Raw genomic sequence first — 22,581 nt, forward strand, 5'->3', positions numbered from 1 at the left:
TCAACCTGTGCGAAGAAAGTTCTACTCATATAGCTTTGGAAAAACTCTTAGAGCTTTTAAATTTTTTCTACTAGGCCTTCGTTAACTTTGAAACAATGAGCTTTAGGCAGGTGCTCACTAAAACTTTGCATGTCAGTAGCAGAAAAAAAAGCTTGGCTATTAAAATGAGCGATCAATGAAATTAGATTGCGTCTTTTTTCTGCATCGAGCTCAGAAACTATATCGTCCAGAATAATAATTGGCGCGCAACCACGTATATGAAATATTGCCATCATCTGAGCGAGCTTAAAAGCGATAACCAAAGCTCGTGTTTGCCCTCTTGATGCGCATTTTTGTGCATTCATTTCATTGATTGAAAAGACCAGATTATCAAGATGGGGACCAAACAGGCTAACTCTACGATTGATTTCTTGCGAAGAAAGAGCTTGGTAGTAAGTGAGCAGAAGTTCATTGATATCAGCCAGGCTATATTTTTCTAAAGCGTGCTCTTGAGCGTGATATGACAAGCTGCAATGTTCATGCGCACCAAGTATTTTTGAGGTTTGCTCGATAAAATAAGGCTCAAGTTGTTCAATAGTTTTTAAACGATAATTGATAATGCGGGCGCCTTCGCTGATAAAAAGCTTAGTAAAACTTTTTAGTGATTCATGATCGAGAGGCCATTCTTTCAAAAGACGATTGCGGTGGGTTAGAAGTTTTTCATAAGCTCTGAGTGCATTGATGTGATCAAAAAAGAGCGTTGATGCGGCTTGATCCAGCGCTTTGCGGCGCAGTGAAGAACTGCCACTTATCATGTTGAGTTCATGAGGGATAAAGCTTACCAGTGGAGTTTGCTCATGTAGCTGACGTGAGCTTCTTATGGTTTTTTCGTTAAGACTCGCTTTTTTACCGCGCGCAAAAATGTCGATCTTGAGCAGCGATTCATAGGTGCCTTGAATTGCTGCTGTTATATGAGAATTTTCTTTGTCTTTATTGATCAAATCAAGATTGTTTAACGATTGCATTGGTCTTAGGGAACACGCAATGGCAATAGCTTCTAGAGTATTGGTTTTACCGTGACCATTGTTACCCACGATAATATTAATTTTTGGGCTGAAAGATAGGTGTACTTCTTTAAGATTGCGAAAATCTTTTATAAACAGTTTTTCAATGTAATTGTGATTTATTTCGATCATGGATGGCATGAACTAAGGTCCAAAAACAAAAAAATTAGCATGGCAGCCTCTGGGTTTTTAATGAGCAGGGAAATGATGACATCATCACCGAAGCCTGTTAACAGTCCTTATAGTGAAGAAGGGAAGGAGAGACAATATGCTTGCGCTTTTTAACACCATGTCAAGAAAAATTGAGCCTTTTAAATCTATCAGTCCTGATGAGGTAAAGCTTTATGCCTGTGGACCAACAGTATACAATTTCGCTCATATTGGTAACTTGAGAACTTATATATTTGAAGATCTTTTGCGTCGTACTCTTGAGCATGCAGGCTATAAAGTTGAGCATGTGATGAATGTCACAGATGTTGGACATTTGCAGTCGGATGCTGATGAAGGCGATGACAAAATGTCATTGGCGGCGAAAAAAGAAGCAAAATCTCCTTGGGAAATAGCCAAGTTTTATGAAAAGGCCTTTTTTGAGGATATGTCAAAGCTTCATATAAAAAAACCTACGATAGTGTGCCGTGCAACAGAGCATATAGAGGAAATGCAAGATTTTGTTTCACAGCTTGAAAAGAAGGGCTACACCTACAATGTAGATGGAAATGTTTATTTTCGTATAAATAAATTTCCTAGCTATACGGCGTTATCTCGTAGAAATTTAGAAGAGCTTCAAGAAGGAGCTCGAGTTGAAGTGGATAAGCGCAAAGAAAATCCATTGGATTTTGTTTTGTGGTTTTCTAATAGCAAATTTCCCAATCAAATTATGAAATGGCCTTCACCGTGGGGAGAGGGTTTTCCTGGGTGGCATATTGAATGCTCTGCTATGGCTTCTAAATATTTAGGGGAGCATTTTGATATCCACTGCGGTGGCATTGATCACATCTCTATTCATCACTCTAATGAAATAGCTCAGAGTGAAGCATGCTTTGGAAAAAAATGGGTTAATTGGTGGATGCATGGAGAGTTTTTGGTTTTACAAAAAGATAAAATGGCCAAGTCCGCAGGAAATTTTTTAACTTTAACATCACTTATTGATAAGGGTTATGATTCGCTTCATTATCGATATCTGTGTTTGGGGGCACACTATCGTTCTCAGCTTATTTTTAGTTTTGAGGCTCTCGATGGCGCGCGTAATGCCTTTGAATCATTAAAGAATCGTGTGTTGAGTTTCAAACTCAACCCAGAAAGCCCAAAAAATCGTGAACGCAAAGATCAGTTGAAACAGGATTTTTTTGCCGCTATGGAAAATGATCTCGATACCCCAGTGGCCTTATCGGTGATGTGGGAAAGCCTAAAAGATAACAGCATTTCAAATACAGAAAAACTTGAGCTGATGAAAGATTTTGATGAGATATTGGGCTTAGATGTAGATAGTTTTCAGGCGCCATTGCTCGATGAAGAGCATATGGCTTTGATTAAATCTCGTGAAGCTGCACGCCTCAACAAGGATTGGTCGCAGGCTGATGCCTTGCGAGATCAGCTTCTAAAGGATGGAATTTGCATCAAAGATACTAAGGATGGAACCCAATGGTATTTGCTTAATAGATAAATAGAGCGCCAATAAAAAAAGCACTCATTTTTTGAGTGCTTTTTTGTTAACGACATCTTTGATTATGGCAGGTTAAAGGGTGTTTTGTCAAGAAAAAAATTTTTTTATTTTTTTTAAAAAAATTTCCATAAAAATATCCCATAAAAACGCCATGAAAATAATGATATTTGTCAAAAAGTTAACTTGGTGATAAATTTATCCTATGAAAAAAGCAGTCATACTATTTTTAATTGTTCCCAGTGAGCAAAAAGATTTCGAGCGATCAGAGCAATTCAATCTCTTGTGCGATCGCGCAGCTACGATGGGGTTTGAAATTGCAGGTTTTTTTGCGGTGCCCCAATCCCAAAGCAATTTGGGATTTACTCATGCTATAGATTCGTGCCTGACTCACCATGCCAAAACAATACTTATCAATGACTTCACTAAGTGCGAACTCAAATATAAAGAATTAAGAATTTTTATGGCCGCTCTTTTGAAAAATAATATCAGCTTGATGTCAGATGACGATCGTTGTTTGTCCCTTGATAATTTGAAAATTTTTAGTGATCTTTTGGAGTCTTGCGCTCTTGCTGAAACGAAGACTCATTCCACAAGAATAAAACAATCCCTTAAAGAACTTTCCCAACAAGGGTATGTATTGGGTGCAAAAAAATTTGGTTCTACTCCGCAAGAGATGCGCATTATCAAGCAAATTTTAAAATTAGAAAGCCAAGGGAAAAGTTTGCAGGAAATATGTCATCTGTTAAGTAAAAACAATATAAAAACTACGCGAAATAAAAAATGGTATCCGACTACTGTTAAGCGTTTGATCGATCGAAATAAAAAAGAATAAATTTGTTTTTTTTGTTTTATTCAATAAAAATTTAAAAGTAAATTTTAGCTTGGTAATTGAAGTGAGTGTGATGATGAAATTTATTTATAATATTGCTTTATTGTTTTTTGTTGTTGTTTTTTATTCCTGTAATAAAAGTGTTTTTATGAAGGACTCTGATGGGAGTTTTAATGGTAAAAATAATATCTCAACTCAGTGTTTAAATGATAAAGATTGCGCTGCAATAAAAGCAGATTGTTGCGGCTGTATGAAAGGTGGCAAACAAAGAGCTGTACCTCGTGAGGATGCAAAGAAAATCCTTGATTCATTCAAAGATTCATGTAGCCAAATAGCGTGCGTGCAGATGATAAGCAAAGATGAAAGCTGCAAAAAAATGCCGGTTTGCTTGGATGGAGAGTGTGTTTTGCAATAAATTTTTACTATTATTTCCGATTTTTCCCCTAAATTTTTGAGAGTTCCAAATTATCCAGAAAACAACCTCTCAAGAAAAATGGCGCTCTTCGCTCTCAAGCTTTAGAGCTTGTACAGCTATGCGCCAAAAATGCTTTAAAAGGCCTTTGATAGAAGATTGATTAATGTATAAACCCCCCATGGGTGAGTAAATAATTATGGGTAAAATAATTGAATTGAGTCAGCATGTCTCTAATCAAATAGCTGCTGGTGAAGTGGTTGAGCGGCCAAGCTCTGTGGTCAAAGAACTTATAGAAAATGCACTTGATGCTGAGGCCACGCAGATAGAAGTAAGAATAAAAGATGGTGGTTTGAGCTATATTATTGTGCAAGATAACGGTTGCGGTATGGACGAGGACGATGTTCGTGCTGCCACCAAACGCTACGCTACCAGCAAAATCTCAACGGCCCATGACTTAGAAAGTCTTAGTAGTTTTGGCTTTCGTGGAGAGGCTTTGCCATCGATCGCTTCTATTTCGCGCATGAGCATAATTTCTCGCATGGAAAATCAAGCCCATGGAACCAAGGCGCTTATCGATGCCGGTAGTATTGTAGAAGTCTCGCCTCAGGGAGCTTTGCGTGGGTCGCGCATAGAGGTTCGCGATTTATTTTTTAATGTCCCCGCCCGGCTTAAGTTTGTAAAAAGCCAGCGGGCCGAAGTTTCAGCTATTGATAAACTCATACGATCTTTTGCTTTTGTGTATGAAAATGTATCTTGGAAATTTTTTAGCGAAGATAAATTAATTTTTTCAAGCGCTATGGGTGAAGATAAATCTCTGCTTCGGGCCGAAGCGCTTTTGGGTAAAGATACTCGCGGTTTGCTTTTTTTGTTTGAAGAAAAAAGCGAAGTGGTCAGTATAAAAGGCGCTCTTTGTGCGCCCTTGCTGACGAGAAAAGATATTCGCGGTATTAATATTTTTGTCAACAATAGATTAGTGAATGATAGAAAAATTTCAGGAGCTATCAAAGCCGCTTTCCGCACACTTCTCGAAGTAGGAAAAAACCCTATTTGTGCTTTTAATATTGAAGTACCGCCTGATGCGGTAGATGTGAATGTGCATCCAAGAAAAGCTGAAGTGCGATTTGTTGATGAAAGAAAGATTTTTTCTTATCTCATTCATATGCTTGGTGAATTTTTATCAACTACGCCATGGTTAAGAGCACACTCATCACTCCCTGCAGCTGAATCAGCAGTGCTTCCCGTGATAGAAAGTTCAAAGGAATTTCAAAATGAGCGACGAGAATCGCTTAAGACTATGGATTTTTTATTATCGAGCACATCTGAGCCGAGTATAAAAGACTCACAACAAGCGCTTGAGTTACAGCCCGAAATAAAAAAGGGCTTCGTTTATGAAAGTAAACATCTTTTGCCTGCTAGAAAATTTGCTGATTTAAAAGTGATTGGGCAGCTGTGCCTTACCTATCTTTTATGTGAAAGCGAGGAAGGAATGGTTGTGCTTGACCAGCATGCAGCGCACGAGAGAGTGACCTTTGAATATTTGCGTTCACAAAAAAATAAAGGGGTGGTGTCATCTCCACTTTTAATTCCAATCAAACTTGATTTAGAGCATCACGATATGATGCTTGCTGAATCACACATAGAAGATTTTCATGAGTTTGGTATTGAGATGGAAGTTTTTGGTGAATCTAGTGTGGTGATTCGTGCTTTACCAGATTTTATGAAAAATATTGATGCGCAGGAGTTGGTAAAAGATATTCTTTCGGAATTTCTTTTATTAGGAAGGGCCGAGTCTGTAGATAAAATTTTTGATCATGTCTGTGCTACCATGGCATGCCATGGCTCGGTCAGAGCTGGGCAGATGATGAGCAATGAGCAAATTTCTGCGTTGCTGGACGATTTGGATAAAATTCCTTTTGCAGCGCACTGTCCTCACGGTCGACCTATTATCAAGAATTTTTCTAAAAGCGAGTTAAAAAAATGGTTCGACCGAACGTGAAGCCCATTATTATTGCCGGCCCAACCGGCAGCGGAAAATCTGCTTTGGCTTTAAAATGGGCAAAGAAGTATGGCGGAGAAATTATCTGTGCTGATTCTCGCCAATTTTATCAACATATGCATATTGGCACGGCAAGTCCTTCTAAAAAGGAATGTGAAGAAGTTCCTCATCATGGATTTAACTGTGTAGATCCTTCAACTACTAAGGTGGATGCAGGATATTTTGTTGCCTTTGCTAAAAAAACTATCAATGAAATACAGGAACGTGGTATGCGGCCGATCATAGTCGGCGGGACTGGGCTTTACTTGCGCGCTTTGCGTTATGGCACGGGCGATGTGCCAAAATCAAATCCACAAATTGTCCAAGAGCTCGAAGAAGAGTGTGATCGAATAGGTTTGGATAAGCTCTATCAAGAATTGATTCGAATCGATAAGAACAGTGCCGAGTTTATTAGAGCGCAAGACCGCTATCGTATTATCCGTGCGCTTGAAATTTATCGGCAGACCGGCAAGGCTCCATCAAAGATTCGTCAAAGTTTTTATGAAAAAAAAACTCAGCTTAAAGCTCGTTGGATCATGAAATTTTGCGTGCGAGATAAGTTGTTAGAAAAACTCAAGTCCCGTGTCGAGCGTATGTTTGATGAAGGTTTGCTTAATGAGGCAAAAGCGCTGAGAAACATAGTGGGAGTAGAGCATTGGGCTTTAAATGTGATGGGTTATCATGAAGCATTGTTGGTGATCGATAACAAAATATCGCTAGAAGAAGCACAAGAAAGAGTTTTTATACGCCACAGGCAATATTCCAAGCAGCAAACTACCTGGTTTAAAAAAGAACAATTTTATCGGTGGCATATTTAAAAACTTTTTTGAAAATAATTACCAAAGCCTTCTTATCTTGTCCCGTTTCTAACAATAAATTTTTGGCGCTCTATATTTCTTGCATATTTTCAAACGATTTCCCAGCCAAAGACGATGATCTAGCAAGAAAAAATCATGCGATAAATCTCCAGCTTGTAAGCCTCAAATTTTTTGTTCACCAGTAAAAAAACAGCTTTATTAAATAATAAAAAAGCAAATTAAACACTAATCGATTAGAGTTGCTTTTGGGGGCTTTAATCATGTTGAAACTTGCTGAATCACATATCATGTCGATGACACCCTATGTTCCTGGTCATATTGGAGGAGAGTTAGGGGGGTTTTGGGCGGAACTTGCATCAAATGAAAATTGTTTAGGTCCATCACAGGCAGCGATGGAAGCTATTAAAAAAAGCGTTGGATTTGCACATCTTTATCCGAACAATAAACGAGCTGAGGTAATCAAAAAAATTTGCCAGCATCTATCGGAATTTTCTATTACACCTGACCACGTTGCTCTAGGCAATGGCACTACTGAAATAATTGTAAATTTAGTGCGAGGTTTGGTGTCCAAGAAAGAAGCCATAATGTCAGGGTGGCCGACATTTATCATGTATCAGCAGGCCGCTATAGCTCAGGGGGTAAATGAAGTAAAAGTGGATGTGCTCAAGGATATGTCCTTCGACTTAGAAGCGATGCTCAAACGTATTCATCAAAAAAATGAGATCCCCATCAAGGTATTATTTTTAGCGAATCCTAATAATCCAACAGGAAATTATATCAATGAAAAAGATCTTGATGATTTTATTGCGAAGCTTCCTTCCGATCTCGTTTTAATAATGGACGAAGCTTATAGCGAATACGTTGTGGCAAAAGATTATCCTAATGCCCTGAAATATATTCACACGCGGCCCAGAACCATTGTGCTTCGAACCATGAGCAAAATTTATGCTCTTGCTGGAATGCGGCTTGGTTTTGCGGTGGGTGATAAAAATATCATTGATATTTTATGCCGCGTTCGAGATCCATTTAATGTCAATGTTGCTGTACAGTTTGCAACCATCGCTTCACTCGAAGATCCAGATCATGTCAAAAGAAGTATCGAGCACAATCTCTTGCATAAACCAAAGCTCGTACAAGAGTTGAGTGATTTGGGATTTAGTGTTCATGATGGAGTAACCAATTTTATTTTGGCTAAGCGTGCTCCCCATATGCCTCAGATAAACGAGATTCACCAAGCATTGATGCAAAAAAATATTGCGGTTCGACCTATGGCGAGCTTTGGTCTGCCTGAATATATTCGCATATCGGTGGGCACTGAGCATGAGCTTAAAAAACTTTTTTTGGGCATGAAAGAAATTATAAATGCACCTCAAACAGTTTAGAGGTCTATTAATCATTTCGAGCAGAAATTCTCTTTGAGATTGGAAGCCACTAAAAATCAACAATGATAAAAATATTTTTTGCTAACTTTGAGCAAAATAAAAAGTCTAGAGAGGTTTTTAAGTGGTTTTATAGAATTTTTGGAGATGACAATGAATAAAATTTTATTCGCCCTGTTTTGGTTTTTTTGTTTAAAAGTAGGGGCTGCTCCCTGCATTGTTAAAAATTCTCAAGGGCAAGTATCAAAAAAACAATATGATGCTTTATTTTTAGAACTTACAGAAGCTCAAGCTTGCCCGCAGAATGTCGAACAATTATCAGAGCTCATCAAGGACGATCCCAACTCTATCGATACATTTATGGTGGCAAATCGAGGGCGCAGAAATCCTGCTCTTGGCAGTTTTAGCTTTTTTGAAATGACTACAAAAACTATTCTTGTGGATGGGCAATCTTTTACTTCGGAAATATTTTTTGGCCACTTTAGTCATAGGGTTGATGGAGAAATTCTCCTTGATCAGTCGCCCTCTTACAAGAAGCTCGTCATCGAAGCTATTAGTTTTGATATTAAAAAAGAAGTCTATAACTTTTATGAACTTATCGGACTGGGTGATAGAGCCCAATGGTACTATCGCGGTGATTCCCTCGATGCTCTTTTAGATAATGAATTTCTTTATCGACAAGTTCCCAAAGAAAGTAGAAAATTTGGTATACGTATGCGCTGCTCGGCCTGTCATAATTCGGGCGGTCCTATCATGAAAGAAATAGATGCTCCCTACAATGATTGGTGGACTGAAAAAAAACAGCTGATCTTTGCGCCAAATGCTTTGTCAGCAAAGATTCAACAAAAAGTTGATAGGCTTAAGGATGCCGGGTTTCTTGCCCAAGAAGTTATAAAGGCCAATGAAAAATTATTGAGTTCAAAAAAATATATTGAGGCACGCGCACGTCTTAGTCTGCCCGAGCAGTTGAGACCTTTATTTTGTACAAGCGAGATAAATCTGCGTTCCAGTCAGTTTGGAATATTTGATCAGGTAGATGAGATTTTTTTACCCTTAGATTTTTTTTCCAGCGAATTGATTGAAAAGTTTTCGCTGAGTTTTTCAGCATCAATGTATAAAGTCTATTTAAAAAAATATAATTTATTTTTCCCTGAAACAAATTTGCAAGATGCCGATCACATGTGGCTTACACCAGTAAAATCTTTTGTTGAAAAATTTATCATAGAGAATTTAGTAAAAAATAAAATAATTTCCTTGAAACATGTAAAAGATATTTTGATGTTTGACTTTAAAAATCCTGTTTTGTCAGATGAGAGATGCCAACTTCTAAGATTTGTTCCCGATGATAACGGCCAAGATTGGATGTCTAATTTTATAAATAATTTACATCTATCCGGTGTAGAAAAATTTACACAACTGGCAAAAATTTTATCTGATGAAAAATCTTTCGAGAAATTTCATAGACAAAATATAGATAATTATCGCATTGAGCTGATGGACAATGATAATTTCGAGACTCACTTTCAAAAACTATTGGAGCTACGCCAAAAAGTATTTTCGAGTGAGCTATCAAAAAATCCTTTAGGGCAGATTTTGGAGCCTGGCTTTCGCGTTATCTTTCCGCTTGAACAAGAATTTCCGCATAAAATTTAAAAAAAGTGGGCAAATAAAATTTTTTATTCCTAAATTTTTTTGACGAAAGCTAACAGGTAGAGTGAAAAAAGGCGCCGACGTTTTTACCTTCTTTAAGCAACTTATTGTAAAGTTCAGCGGCATCTCTGGTAAATGCCACATGCACTTTGATGCCTTTGCTAAGAGCCGCATCTATAGTTTTTTGCGGCACCTGCAAAACACCCTCCATGCCGCGGCTAAAAATAATATCGCTGATATTTTGAATGCTTAAAAGCTGATCTAAAGCTTCAACTGTGATGCCAGGCTTATGATGAACATCTCCAATTTTCCAGTTCCACTCTTTAGAGCCCTGCCACCATACAATGGCGTCTTTATAGGATTTTTTTCCCAAAGGGCTGCTTATTTCGATTAATCCCCAGTTTAAAGAACTTACGCAGCTATTTTTGATAGAGCTGCAATCAAAGTTCTGAAGCTGTCGTTGGTCGCTTCTGCTCTGATTGGGTCTGGCTAAATAGTTTACTTGATTATCATCCTTGATGGGCTGTTTGTTATTTGGGTTATCTGAAGAAGATGGTTTTTCATTGCTACATGAGACAATAAAAAGTATTGATAATAAGTTAATTAATTTCATTAATTTTATCCTAAATTTTGTTTGATGTATAAACGTTAGTAGTATTGTATCACTCATGTTTTTCTTAGCAATCCCTGTTTTTTAGTTGTTCATAAAAGAGATTATTAATATTGTTGTGAAATAAATTAGAAAAATTTTAAACCGCTTTCTAGTCAACTATTTGTGAAACAGTTTCTAAACCCGCTTGGTTGTGAACACTGTTAAGAGTATGAACTACTTGCTTACTATTTTTTTGGTTTACTCATGGCATTTATAGTTGCGATCGATGGTCCTGCCGGAACGGGCAAAAGTTCTGTAGCTCGTTTGGTGGCAAAAAAATTAAATTTTATTTATGTGGATACGGGAGCGATTTATCGAGCTCTTGCTGTGCTTGCTATTCAGCACGGAATAGATGCTTACGATGAGCAAGGGCTGGCAAATTTGACTTGTCACTTAAAGTTGGCCATCGATGAAAAAAATGCATGTACCCAGATTTTACTCGATGGTCATAAAGTTGAGCGCGAACTTCGGCAAGAAAAAATTAGCGGCTTAGCGTCTGTTGTGAGTCAACATCAGCTGGTTCGAACTCAATTATTGCAGCTGCAAAGGGATGTGGTGACTCACATTAAAGGCGGTGCAATCTATGAGGGACGAGATATTGGTACGGTAGTATTTCCCAAAGCGGGATTAAAAATTTTTATTACGGCCAACTCTAAGACTCGCGCTATGAGGCGTTTTGAAGAAATTCAAAAAATGCACAAAGAAGTGAGCTTTGATGAAATCCTTGAGTCCATTGAAAAACGTGATGAGCGCGATAAAAATCGCATGGCGGCACCCATGCAAAAAGCGCATGATGCCAAAGTTATTGATACATCGCACATGACGATACAAGAAGTGTGTGACAAAACCATTGAGCTTGTGAATGAAGCTCAAAAAAATTATCAGGAAGGCTAGGTTATGGTAGTTGCCAAAGCAGTGAGAGGAATGAATGATTTGTTTCCCAAAGAGCTTCATCTTTGGCAAAAAATTGAAGATGCAATCAAGTCCATCTTTCCTCTTTATGCTTACCAAGAAATTCGCACTCCCATTTTAGAAGATCTTGCTTTGTTTAAACGAGGCATTGGTGAAACTACCGATATCGTAGAAAAAGAAATGTTTATCGTTCCTGATGGTGATCACACTTATTGTTTGCGACCAGAAAATACAGCAGCAGTAGTGCGTGCTTTGATCGAGCGTGGTGGTATCAGTGCCGATAGTCAGGAAAAACTTTATTATATTGGGCCGATGTTTCGCAAAGAACGACCGCAAAAGGGGCGGCTGCGACAGTTTCATCAATATGGCATTGAATTATTCGGAGTGAGTGAGCCTGCAGCCGATGTTGAAATAATGGCTATGGTACAACATCTTTTCGATAGGCTTGGGCCAAAAAATATTGAGCTTAAAATAAATAGTCTCGGTACCAATGAAGAGCGCAACAGCTATAAAATACACTTGAAAGACTATTTGACCGATAAAAAACTTTTGCTGTGCAATGACTGCCAAAGAAGGCTTGACCTTAATCCTTTACGTATTTTGGATTGCAAAAACGATGGCTGCAAAGAAATTATTAAGGATGCTCCTAAAAGTATTGATTCACTAGGAGTAGAATCGCGTACGCATTTCGATCAGGTTTTGTTTGGACTCAGTGATATCAATATAAATTTTTCTATCGAGCACAATTTAGTTCGTGGTCTTGATTATTACAATCGAACAGTTTTTGAGTTTGTGGCTAAAGAGGGTTTAGGGGCACAAAATACCATCGCTGCCGGTGGTCGTTACGACGGATTATTTTTAACTTTGGGCAATAAAATTGATCTTCCCGCCATTGGTTGTGCCGGCGGCATAGAGCGATTAGCGCTTTTGTTAGAAGATGGCGAAAGCAACAATGAAGGACCGAAAATTTCTTTGATAGGTGCAGACCAAGATGGACAAAAAATTGTCAAATCTTTGGCTTATGCGCTTAGAAAAATGAATATTGCTGCTGATTTCCCTTTGCAGCCTAAGAGCATGAAAGCCATGATGCGTCGAGCGGATAAACTTAAGGCTTCTTTTGTTGCAGTTGTTGGCCAAGAGGAAATAAAAAATGGGCGTGTCAAAATTAAAGACATGAAGACTTCAGCAAGTACAGAATTAAACTTAGAAGCCTATCAAATTGCGCACCATCTAGGAAATTCTATATCAGAGGAATAGCATGACATATCACACCTCACTCAGACGAAAAATAGCCATTGCCACATGGTCGTCCCCTAAAGAGGGTAATATCTATGGCAAGATGTGCATCGATATGGGAAATGCGCTCAAATATATTCAGTATTTGCGAGCAACTACCAATGAAAAAATTACGGTCACTCATTTGGTAGGACGCGCTACTGGCCTGGCCTTTTCTCAGTGTCCAGATTTAAATGGTCGAATATTTTTTGGGCGCTATTATCCTCATAAAACAGTTGACTTAGCTTTTTTGGTTGCTTTGGATGATGGAAAAGATCTTGCCAAATTTAAACTTCAAAAGGTGGATGAAAAAAATACTGCAGCCATAGCTCGCGAGCTCAAACAGGGTGCGCTCAAACTCCGTTCAGGAGATGATAACGAATTTGAGAAATCCAAAAAGTTAATTCAAAGAATGCCTACGTGGATGGTGCGCTTTGTGCTATGGCTTTCTGGTTATATCACGGGTGCAGCAGGGCTCAATGTTGGATTCTTGGGACTACAAAAATTTCCTTTTGGATCGTGTGTTATTACAAGTGTAGGAATGTTTGGTATCGATGAAGGCTATGCTCCACCAACACCTTTTGCTAGAGTCCCCGTTTATTTGGCCATACCAGAAATTAAAAAACGCCCTGTGGTTATCAATGATGAAATTGTTATTCGTCCGATGTTGGATCTGACAGCGACCATCGATCACCGCTTTATGGATGGTTTTCGCGCAGCGCAAATTACCAAAATGATACGAGGCGGTTTAGAAAAACCATGGGAAATGGATGGCGTAGAAGAATCTGCAGTTTTAGAAACTTTGTATGAACTTGAACGATCAAAAAAACAAGTTTCGAGAGACTCGCTTGTCTAAAAAACTTTTATAAAATTATTGATGGTTTTACTTAAGAAGGAAATTGATTACATAATTTTTCTGACCAAGTCCTTGTTTCGGCTGCGGGATAGTTCGAAAAAATATCCAAAAAATTTTCTAGTTGACTTGTTAAATTTTTTGAAAAAGGTCTTTTGAACCGCAAAAAATTAATAGGTATTGACCGGGCAATGCCATTTTGCGACAAAGTCCGAGAATACAATTAAAACCTTGCATGGGCGGCATCATAGAGCTTTCGTGTGTAAGAGGGTTTTTATGAATTTGTGCTTACTATTTCCTGGTCAGGGCTCACAATATGTGGGAATGGGATCTGGACTTTTTAATACTGAATTAGGAATATTGCTGTTGAAAGAGGCGGAGGATACATTGTCCCTTCGTCTAAGTTCAATAATGCAAAGTGGTTCCCAAGAAGAACTTACCCGAACAGCTATTGCCCAGCCCGCTATACTTTTGCATTCGGTATCGGCTTTTTTGCATTTTAAATCCCGTTACAATCTAAATATCGACTGTGCCGTTGGTCATTCCTTGGGAGAATACAGTGCTTTAGTTGCAGCAGGAGTAGTGAATTTTTCCGATGCCATCAGGGCTGTCCATGTGCGCGGAACACTTATGCAAGAAGCTGTTCCTCAGGGCCAAGGGGCGATGGCCGCAATTTTGGGATTAGAAGTTGATAAAATTTGTAGTATTGTTCAAGAACACAGTGAAAAAACTGATGATGAGTATGCTGCTTGTGCCAATTTCAATGGACCTTTACAAACAGTTATTGCAGGCACTAAAGAAGGTGTGCAGAAAGTTTGTGAAAAATTAAAAGCAGCAGGGGCCAAGAGAGTTGTTGAGCTGATGGTGAGTGCGCCTTTTCATTGTGCGTTGATGAAACCAGTGCAACAACGTATGACCGCGGTGCTCGATGGAATTAAATTCTCTGATGCGCAATTTCCTGTTGTTTCTAATGTTTCTGCCCAGCCTGAAAAAGCAAAAGAGAGAATTAAATCATTGCTTATTGAGCAGATTATAAGTCCCGTGAGATTCAGTGAATGTATTGCCACAGCATCACAGCTTAATGCCCACAACAAAACTTTTATCGAATTTGGTCCTAAAAATACTCTGTCAGGAATTGTCAAAAAAATAGATAAAGAAAGCCTTATTTACAATATCGATAGCTTCAATGATTTAGAAACACTAAAATTTTAGAGGTTGACTATGAGTCTGGATTCTAAGGTTGCTCTGGTGACTGGGGCAAGTCGAGGTATTGGCCGTGCAGTAGCAATCAAACTTGCTCAGTGTGGAGCGAATGTTATTGTTAACTACGCTAACAACAAAACTCAGGCGGATGAGACTCTTGCTTTGATGGGTGCTCATCAAAAAAAATCTTGTTCGATGGGTTTTGATGTTTCAGATGAGACAGCGGTAGAAAAAAGTATTGAGGCCATAAAAAATGATTTCGGATCCATTGATATCCTGGTCAACAATGCCGGGATTGCTGTTGATGGATTGATCATGCGGCTTAAATCTGAAGATTTTGAACGCCAAATCAATATCAACTTGAAAGGTGCATTTAACTGCACTAAGGCATGCAGCAAATACATGATGAAAAATCGCTACGGGAAAATAGTCAATATTTCAAGCGTGGTGGGTCAAATGGGAAATGCCGGACAAAGCGTCTATGCTGCGGCCAAGGCTGGTTTGATCGGAATGACTAAATCTTTAGCAAGAGAATTGGCTTCCAGAAATATTTTAGTTAATGCCGTAACCCCTGGTTATATTGCAACCGATATGACTAAAGATATTTTGCAAAAAGGCATGGAAAATGTCTTAGAGCAGATCCCATTAAAACGAGTGGGCTTGCCCCAAGATATTGCTAATGCGGTGGCTTTTTTAGTTTCCGATCAATCTGACTATATTACTGGTCAAGTGTTGTCGGTAAATGGTGGACTTTATATTTAAATTATAAAAAGGAGAGACGTAATGTCACAGGCTATTGAAGAAAGAGTTTGCAGTATTATTTCAGATCAGTTGGGAGTTTCAGAAGAACAAATCAAACCTGATGCGAAGTTTATCGAAGATCTCGGTGCTGATTCTTTGGATATTGTAGAACTTATCATGGCAATGGAAGAAGAGTTTGAAACGGAAATTCCAGATGAAGAAGCCGAAAAAATTCGCACGGTCAATGATGTAATTGCTTATTTAAAAAACAATCTTTAATAATTGATTTGTCATTGTGGTTATCGCAATGACGCTCGATCTGTCATAATACTCGTCTTGATGGCGAGATTTTTTATTAGGAGCCAAATGATGACTCGACGAGTGGTAGTGACTGGCCTTGGAGTATTATGTCCGGTGGGCAATACTGTAGAAGAAAGTTGGACAGCTTTGCTCGAAGGAAAAAGTGGTATCAACACAATCCATGCATGGGCTGAAAATAAATGGGCAAATGAAAACTTAGGTGTCACCATAGGTGGTGAAGTAAAAAATTTTGATCCTGCAAATTTTATCGAGCCTAAAAAAGATATTCGCCGCATGGGGCGTTTCATTCATTTGGCTATGGCCGCAAGTCAAGAAGCCTGGCGCATGGCTCAGCTTCCGGACAAGCTTGACGATGAAATGGGTAATCGTGCAGGTTGTGTTTTGGGTGTTGGCATGATCGGAATGGAAGTTTTTACCGACAACTACGATGCTCTTCTTGAAAAGGGACCAAGAAGAGTTTCGCCTTTTTTTATTCCTGGCACCATATCCAATCTTGCACCAGGACAAATAGCCATTCGGCGTAATCTGCGCCTTGATAATTGGAGCGTGGTTTCAGCGTGCGCTTCAGGTACACACGCCATTGGTGAAGCATTTTCTCACATAAAGTATGGTCGTGCAGATTTAATGCTGTGTGGCGGCGCCGAAAGCGCTCTTCACCCTATGTCTGCAGCTGGTTTTAATTCCATGCATGCATTGTGTTCTAGCAAAAATGATCAACCTAAAAAAGCAAGTCGTCCCTTTGATAAAACGAGAGATGGTTTTGTGATGGGAGAAGGAGCAGGCATTTTTATTCTGGAAGAGCTTGAGCATGCAAAAAAACGCAATGCACCGATTATCGCAGAATTAGTTGGCTATGGATCGACATGCGATGCACATCATATCACAGCTCCTTCCGAAAATGGCGAAGGCGCACAGCGAGCGATAAGGCAGGCATTAGCGTGCGCGAATCTTTCTCCTAAGGATATAAGCTACATCAATGCTCACGGAACAAGTACGCCTTTAAATGATAAGTATGAAACAATCGCTATCAAAAGTGTATTTGGCGATCATGCTTATCAGGTGCCTGTTTCATCTACCAAATCCATGACAGGCCACTTATTGGGGGCTGCGGGAGGTGTTGAAGGTGTCTTTAGCGCTATGGCTATTAAAACCGATATGATGCCTCCTACCATTAATTTGGAATACCCAGATCCTCAGTGTGATCTTGATTACATTCCTAATAAGGCAAGAACAGGCACGGTAGAAGTTGCCATGTCTAATTCTTTTGGATTTGGCGGAGCTAATGCGGTTATTATTTTGAGAAAATATCGCTGAAAAAAAATAGAGTAACAGCTCATAAAAATTATAGCAATAATGAAAACACTTATTTGGTTGGCAGTTAGTGGCATTACTACTAGCCAATCAGGTGATTTATAAAGTTGGTATTACACGCTCATCCTGTTGTTTTCTTATCAATTAGTAAGAAATTAACAATTAAATTTATGGACGGCGCGCTATTCTATGAGAATTCTTAGCTTGCATTGCAAGCTAATTAAGTAAGTTAAATAAAATTCGTGAGGAAATAGATGCGCCATTCTTTTTCACTATTCGTTTTGATGTTTTTAGAAGTTCATTTTTTATCAACCGGTGGACATGCCTCAAAACCAAAACAGGAAAATTTACAAGCGGCTCTTAATTATATGGAAGAAAATGCGACTGAAGGAATCTACCGACAGTCAGGGCGGCACGACATTGAAAAGAAGTATCTTGCCAAACTCAAAAAGCATTCATTCAAGATCAAAAAATTCAAACCAATAGACCTTTTTGCACTTGCCACTGCGGTTAAGCAATATGTTTTAGTGAGCGAATTCATTAAATATGAACTCTTTGATTCATGTTTGGAAGCAGCGAAAGAGGACATTTCTAAAATTGCTGGAGAAACACAATTTGGAAGGTTCATGGTGAGAGATTTATTACCGAGCTTAGAAACAGCTAAAAAACCACTGTTTAAGCAAATTTTTAAACATTTGCACCATCTATTGTTTAAATCGAATATGACAAAAATGGATGCAATGAATTTGGGGATTGTGTTCGGCCCAAATTTCTTTCCAGCAAGAGCAAGTCCAGACAACGAAAATTTTAGAGCTGCTGATCTGGCACAGTTTCAAACTCCATTCAATGAGTTTGTGGAAAAAGCCATTTTAACTTATCCACTTTGGGATTCCTTGGGCAAACAGCTGTGAAAATATTTTTTGCTCGAGTGATTTTGCCTGCCTCACTTAAATAAAAACCATTTTTTATAGAGCTGCTCTATCACGCCTTGTGATTTTTTGAGCTCTATCCAGTTATTGATGAATTTCGTCCACTGATCAGTATGTGATGGTGCTGCAAATGTTAAGTAATCGGAGGGAAAACGATCATCTTCGATAATGCTGTATTGTGGGTAAATAGTAGTTATCGTGAGCGCTTCAGGCAGGGCCCACAGTAAAAGTTTTGGGTTTTCTCTAATGAGAAATTCTTGAATATTTTTTATGATTTTAATCGTGCTGTGGGGAAATAATTGTGATGCCTGTTGCTGAAAATTCTCGATCGTAAAAATGGGTGTATTGGGGTCGATATTTTTTGCATCACTGTTAAGATAATCGGGTGTAATCAGCACGTAGGAGCCGATTAGGTAAGGTTGAGAAATGCTTATGGTATTGAGCAGATTTTTTTGAGGCCTTAAAGCAGATACGGCAATATCGATTAGGCCACTTTCCAAAAGATTAGCTGGATCATTTTGGTAGTTGACAAAATTAATTGACCTAAGACCTAAATCTTTTGCTAAGCCATGCATTAACTCAATATCAAAACCAACGAGATCATGTTGAGCATTAAAATATGAATAGGGCATGTTGTCAGATGAAAACCCAACTCGAAGAGTTTTTGATTTTTTGATGTGAGAAAATACGTGCTTGCTTTTGAGCGGAGAAATTTTTTTAATGTCTTCAATTATTTTATATGGCAGAGGATCGCTTATATTTTGTCTGAGATATGCAGGTGTTTTTTGCGGCACCGGTGTATTTAAAGAGTTTATCAATAAAAACCAGGCACCATATCCCATGGTCGCTATGGCAAGAGTAATAAGTAATTTTTTGAAATTAAAGGTCAGGCGTTTTTCCCATGAGCTGACGGTAAAAAAGCACATACTCACAATGGATGCTACATTGGCAAGCGCCATAAATTTAGCGGTGATAGGCATAGTAGGAATAAAAAGATCGATGGCGTCTTTGGGGAGATGCACGCTATCGAGCAGGTAACCAATACCTTCTGGGGATGAGCCAAAGGAAGTAAGCAGGCTTAAAGTGGAAAGCTCAATAATATCCGGCGTGAGTGCGTCACTGCTGTAATACCAACTGGTGAAATAAATAAATAGCACGTTAAAAAGCTTCGCTGAGATGGGAAAAGTAAAGGTGAGTGGTACCAGCGTGTTGATAAAACCACGAAATTTTTGTTTGTCAAAACCTAAAAGAGGCATGTGTCTTTGCAGACTGCTTAAAACTAAAGGCAAGGTGATGACTGCGTTGCCGCTGATAAAAGCCAGCAATAATGCTGGCAATATCGGAGACATGAGTTGACGATAACTGGTGGGAGTAAAGATGGTCACGATCAAAGGAATGAGGAGAGAAGAAACAAAGATGGTGCCAAAAATAAAAGCGTAATAATAAAAACGAATTTCAGGGATATTTGTCATAGCTATGGATTGAGTAGCAGAAGCACTCAGACAAAGAGAGCCTAAAAGCGAAAGTTTGACGATCCAGTTGACAATGATCATAGCGGCTTCTTGAGCTGCCTTAAAACTATTGAGCAATGGTGTGGGTTTTTTAACTCTAGAAAGTGCAATGGCAAAAAATATAGCAAAAACAATTACTGAAGACAGGCTTCCTTGTGCCAATGATTTAAAAGGATTTTGTGGAATAAAGGTGTCGATGAGGCTTATGGATTGGTAGTTTGCACCGGGACTTGAGAATTTATCGACAGCATGAAAGGGAGGAAAGGCAAGTGGAATGATAAAGGTGCTAAGGCGCGTGATAAGCCAGCTGCCCAAAAGAAAAATTAAGCTGTAGCCAAAAAGAAGTTTCCCATCTTTTAGATCAAGATGACCAATCCCCACGATGATGGAGCACAACATAAATAACAGGACTGGCATTTGCATCAGCATCACAAATGCTGTACCTATGGGCTTTAGATAGGTGATAAGGCTAGGGAAATAAATTGCTAAAAAAGCCCCGATAATTATGCCAATGATGATCTGTATGCTGAGATTTTGTTTCACGAATTATCCAATCAATTTTTTGTACCGTAAAAATAAAAATTTTCTTTTTTATGATAGCTCGTGCACCAAGGCCTTTAAAAAAAAATGCAGTTTTCAAAAATTTATCTGTGAAATAAAAGCAAGGGAGCCTGTTGAGCTCCCTAAATCAGCCTAAAAATTAGGCTTTCTTATTGATAACTTAAAAGATCTTCAAAATTAATATCCACAAGTTTTTGTGGCTCGGAAAATATCAAGATATTACGAACAATTCTTTCTTTAACTTCTTTGTAGAGCTCTTGAGTGTCTGGGACATGATTGAGCGTCAAAATGGATACTGAAAGCTTTTTCTCTTGGATAATCATAGATCCTCTCTCAATACTAAAAATTAAATTTTCACGCTGCAAACGAGCGAGCAGTTCATTATTGCCCTTAAGTAAGCGCACAACAAAGTTGTCATAAAAACGCTTACTTGCCGAACGCCAGTCCCATTCAATCCCTTCAATGTTTTGGTCGCTTTCAAGACAAAGAGTAGCTGCGTATAAGGAAAGTAAATTTTTCATAAATAAATGATAAAAGTTTTTGGATGGAAGATTAACTGTACGTATTTTTTTCTCGATATCTTTTGGACTCAATAAAGGCACTACTAGAGTATTATATTCTTTGAGAACTTCTTTGAAATTTCTTTTTAGGATAAAAATTTTCGTGTTTAGTTTTGTATTTTTAGGAGTTTTTTTAATTTTGCTTTCAAAATTGTAACTAGATTGTAGATCTTGACTCAGACTAAATTTGAGCATGCCCAATAGAGCAGCATATTCAGCCTCTGTTGGGTTTTGCGGGTCATTGAACATGAAATTAAAGGGATCTTCAATAAATTCATTTTGATTTTGCGTCAAATAGTGGGCTCTCAAGAAATTTTCAAATTGCTCAAAGGATAAAAATAATTGAGGAGTTAATTTTTTTCCTGAGGTTAGGGTAGACACTGCCGCAATAGGAGTAGGGTATCCTTCGCTTTTTAAGTCTTGAGTCAGCTCTGATTCTAGTACACCATTACGCACCCATACACCTTTTTTGCTATCATTGGGATCGATTACATATTTTAAGAATCGTGAGATATCAAAATGTGCATCTGAAGCTCCAAGCTCTAAGCGGTAATACCAGCAAAGATCTGGAAAAAATGTCTTAATCTCGTAATGGTCACCTGTATGTTCAAAATAACCGGCAACTTTAAAGCCATCATGTTCTACATAGAAAAGATTGCCATCAAAATGCTTTTCATTTTTTATTTCTTGTAAAAGAATCGCTCTTTTAAAGGAATTAAGAATAAACTTCTGGTTTAAAATTTCTGATGCAAATAAAGAATGATAATGTGGCCGCTCTCTGCGTTGTAATTTCTGAATAATATCGATCAGCGAATCGCCCTTGCTGGATCCTACAATGTAGGCACCAAGATTGGTATCAAAAAAAACCTTTGCTTCTGGGTCACCCTTAATATGAGTTTCGTAGTAGTACGTCCAACTGTGGCCGCCAGAAAAACCATCAGCAGTTCTTTGTCCTAAGCTTATATGTTTAAAAGCTTGATCAGAGATGCTTACGAAATAGTTACGTCCAGCCAGGGAAAAACTTATAGATTCACAAAAAGCGGAAATAGAAATTAAAAATGCGCAATAAAAAATATTATTAATAAAAAACATAAAAATCGTCTTAATGTTGAGGTTTTCTGGATTGTATATTGTTGTTTTATAATTGCAATAAGTGTTGTAAGTAATTATTGTTTGTTTTTTGAAGTTGATTTGGTTGTAAAATTAATTGCTCATATGAGACGGTAGTGGAGCATTAATTTTTATAATTTCTTTTTTTGGGTATAGAGGGAGCTCTATAGATTCAGCGTGAAGATGAAGTTTTTTTTGTCTTTCGGCCTCTTTATCAACCCCATAGATATAATCACCAATGATGGGATGTCCCAAATAAGCACAGTGCACACGCAACTGATGAGTTCTTCCGGTGTGAGGTGTGAGTTTGAGCAGAGTTTTATCATGATAGCGCTCGATGACTGAAAACTCAGTGAGTGCATTGAATTTTCCGTTGACATCGGCCTTCATCCACCAATGTTTTTTTTCAGGGGATTGTTTGCTTAAAGCGACATCGATACGACCTTCATCGGCCAAAACTACACCGTGAACCATGGCCACATAGCTTTTTTTTACCAGGCCTTCACTAAATAATTGCAAAAGTCTACGTGCGCTTTGAGCGTGACGAGCCAAAACTAAACACCCGCTGGTACCCAAGTCGAGGCGATGAGCCAGATGAGGTTTTTGTGGCAGACCAAATTGTAAGAGATGAAAATATTGTTCAAGATTGTGACGGCCGCCATTAGCCGCATGTACCGGAATTCCTGAAGGTTTGTTAAGAGCTAAAATCATGGCATCTCGATAAATAATTCTATCGAGTACTTCTTGATCGTTCATTCGTTGAGAGACTTTATAGTTCATCTGAGCGAGCATATAATTTTTTAGCCTGAT

General features: G+C 38.4%; 20 protein-coding genes. 15 read left to right on the plus strand and 5 right to left on the minus strand.

Annotation, left to right across the window (positions count from 1 at the left end; genetic code table 11):
• Positions 1-56 precede the first annotated feature (56 nt).
• Positions 57-1,184, minus strand: a complete 1,128-nt coding sequence (recF, locus tag H6731_07305; protein ID USN50072.1) for a DNA replication and repair protein RecF — start codon at positions 1,182-1,184, stop codon at positions 57-59.
• Positions 1,185-1,311: 127 nt separating this feature from the next.
• Here recF and H6731_07310 point away from each other — a divergent pair, with 127 nt between their 5' ends.
• The 7 genes from H6731_07310 (at position 1,312) to H6731_07340 (ending at position 9,835) form a co-directional block, all read left to right on the plus strand.
• Positions 1,312-2,706, plus strand: a complete 1,395-nt coding sequence (locus H6731_07310) for a cysteine--tRNA ligase (GenBank protein ID USN50073.1) — start codon at positions 1,312-1,314, stop codon at positions 2,704-2,706.
• 202 nt (positions 2,707-2,908) lie between these two features.
• The gene (locus tag H6731_07315; GenBank protein ID USN50074.1) at positions 2,909-3,538 is read left to right on the plus strand and encodes a recombinase family protein; all 630 of its coding nucleotides are present in this window, start codon (positions 2,909-2,911) and stop codon (positions 3,536-3,538) included.
• Between the two features lie 70 nt (positions 3,539-3,608).
• A complete protein-coding gene (locus H6731_07320) occupies positions 3,609-3,950 on the plus strand; it encodes a hypothetical protein (protein USN50075.1) in 342 nt (113 codons plus the stop codon).
• Positions 3,951-4,146: 196 nt separating this feature from the next.
• Positions 4,147-5,946 (plus strand): DNA mismatch repair endonuclease MutL, encoded by a 1,800-nt coding sequence (gene mutL, locus H6731_07325; protein ID USN50076.1) that lies wholly within the window; start codon positions 4,147-4,149, stop codon positions 5,944-5,946.
• Positions 5,928-6,803 carry a tRNA (adenosine(37)-N6)-dimethylallyltransferase MiaA gene (gene miaA, locus H6731_07330; protein ID USN50077.1) on the plus strand — a complete coding sequence of 292 codons (876 nt, stop codon included), beginning with the start codon at positions 5,928-5,930 and terminating at the stop codon, positions 6,801-6,803. Before mutL ends, miaA begins: the two co-directional genes overlap by 19 nt.
• 260 nt (positions 6,804-7,063) lie before the next feature.
• Entirely contained in the window at positions 7,064-8,185 is a 1,122-nt protein-coding gene (locus H6731_07335; protein ID USN50078.1) for an aminotransferase class I/II-fold pyridoxal phosphate-dependent enzyme, read from the plus strand.
• A gap of 150 nt (positions 8,186-8,335) precedes the next feature.
• Positions 8,336-9,835: a hypothetical protein gene (locus H6731_07340; protein USN50079.1), complete on the plus strand. Its 1,500-nt coding sequence runs from the start codon at positions 8,336-8,338 to the stop codon at positions 9,833-9,835.
• Positions 9,836-9,884: 49 nt separating this feature from the next.
• Here H6731_07340 and H6731_07345 read toward each other — a convergent pair whose 3' ends face one another.
• Positions 9,885-10,445, minus strand: a complete 561-nt coding sequence (locus H6731_07345; GenBank protein USN50080.1) for a hypothetical protein — start codon at positions 10,443-10,445, stop codon at positions 9,885-9,887.
• A gap of 243 nt (positions 10,446-10,688) precedes the next feature.
• On the opposite strand from H6731_07345, the gene H6731_07350 reads away from it, so the two are divergent.
• The 8 genes from H6731_07350 (at position 10,689) to H6731_07385 (ending at position 18,011) form a co-directional block, all read left to right on the plus strand.
• Entirely contained in the window at positions 10,689-11,378 is a 690-nt protein-coding gene (locus H6731_07350; GenBank protein ID USN50081.1) for a (d)CMP kinase, read from the plus strand.
• 3 nt (positions 11,379-11,381) lie between these two features.
• Complete coding sequence (locus H6731_07355) at positions 11,382-12,653, plus strand: histidine--tRNA ligase (GenBank protein ID USN50082.1); 1,272 nt, start codon at positions 11,382-11,384, stop codon at positions 12,651-12,653.
• 1 nt (position 12,654) lies between these two features.
• On the plus strand, positions 12,655-13,527 hold the full coding sequence (locus tag H6731_07360; protein ID USN50083.1) for a 2-oxo acid dehydrogenase subunit E2: 873 nt from the start codon (positions 12,655-12,657) through the stop codon (positions 13,525-13,527).
• Between the two features lie 273 nt (positions 13,528-13,800).
• On the plus strand, positions 13,801-14,736 hold the full coding sequence (gene fabD / locus H6731_07365) for an ACP S-malonyltransferase (protein ID USN50084.1): 936 nt from the start codon (positions 13,801-13,803) through the stop codon (positions 14,734-14,736).
• A gap of 9 nt (positions 14,737-14,745) precedes the next feature.
• Positions 14,746-15,489, plus strand: coding sequence for a 3-oxoacyl-[acyl-carrier-protein] reductase (gene fabG / locus H6731_07370; protein ID USN50085.1), 744 nt, complete (start codon positions 14,746-14,748; stop codon positions 15,487-15,489).
• A gap of 21 nt (positions 15,490-15,510) precedes the next feature.
• On the plus strand, positions 15,511-15,747 hold the full coding sequence (acpP, locus tag H6731_07375; GenBank protein USN50086.1) for an acyl carrier protein: 237 nt from the start codon (positions 15,511-15,513) through the stop codon (positions 15,745-15,747).
• 90 nt (positions 15,748-15,837) lie between these two features.
• Complete coding sequence (gene fabF / locus H6731_07380) at positions 15,838-17,103, plus strand: beta-ketoacyl-ACP synthase II (GenBank protein USN51957.1); 1,266 nt, start codon at positions 15,838-15,840, stop codon at positions 17,101-17,103.
• A gap of 251 nt (positions 17,104-17,354) precedes the next feature.
• Positions 17,355-18,011 carry a hypothetical protein gene (locus H6731_07385; GenBank protein USN50087.1) on the plus strand — a complete coding sequence of 219 codons (657 nt, stop codon included), beginning with the start codon at positions 17,355-17,357 and terminating at the stop codon, positions 18,009-18,011.
• 32 nt (positions 18,012-18,043) lie between these two features.
• Here the strand turns inward: H6731_07385 and H6731_07390 are convergent, their stop codons facing one another.
• From H6731_07390 to H6731_07400, 3 genes are all read right to left on the minus strand, one after another.
• Positions 18,044-20,083: a cation:dicarboxylase symporter family transporter gene (locus tag H6731_07390; GenBank protein ID USN50088.1), complete on the minus strand. Its 2,040-nt coding sequence runs from the start codon at positions 20,081-20,083 to the stop codon at positions 18,044-18,046.
• 167 nt (positions 20,084-20,250) lie between these two features.
• The gene (locus tag H6731_07395; protein USN50089.1) at positions 20,251-21,753 is read right to left on the minus strand and encodes a hypothetical protein; all 1,503 of its coding nucleotides are present in this window, start codon (positions 21,751-21,753) and stop codon (positions 20,251-20,253) included.
• 111 nt (positions 21,754-21,864) lie between these two features.
• Positions 21,865-22,527: an RluA family pseudouridine synthase gene (locus H6731_07400; GenBank protein ID USN51958.1), complete on the minus strand. Its 663-nt coding sequence runs from the start codon at positions 22,525-22,527 to the stop codon at positions 21,865-21,867.
• Positions 22,528-22,581 lie beyond the last annotated feature (54 nt).

It is taken from the genome of Myxococcales bacterium (assembly GCA_023898405.1).
In the GTDB taxonomy this organism is placed as follows: Bacteria; Myxococcota; UBA727; order UBA727; family JABDBI01.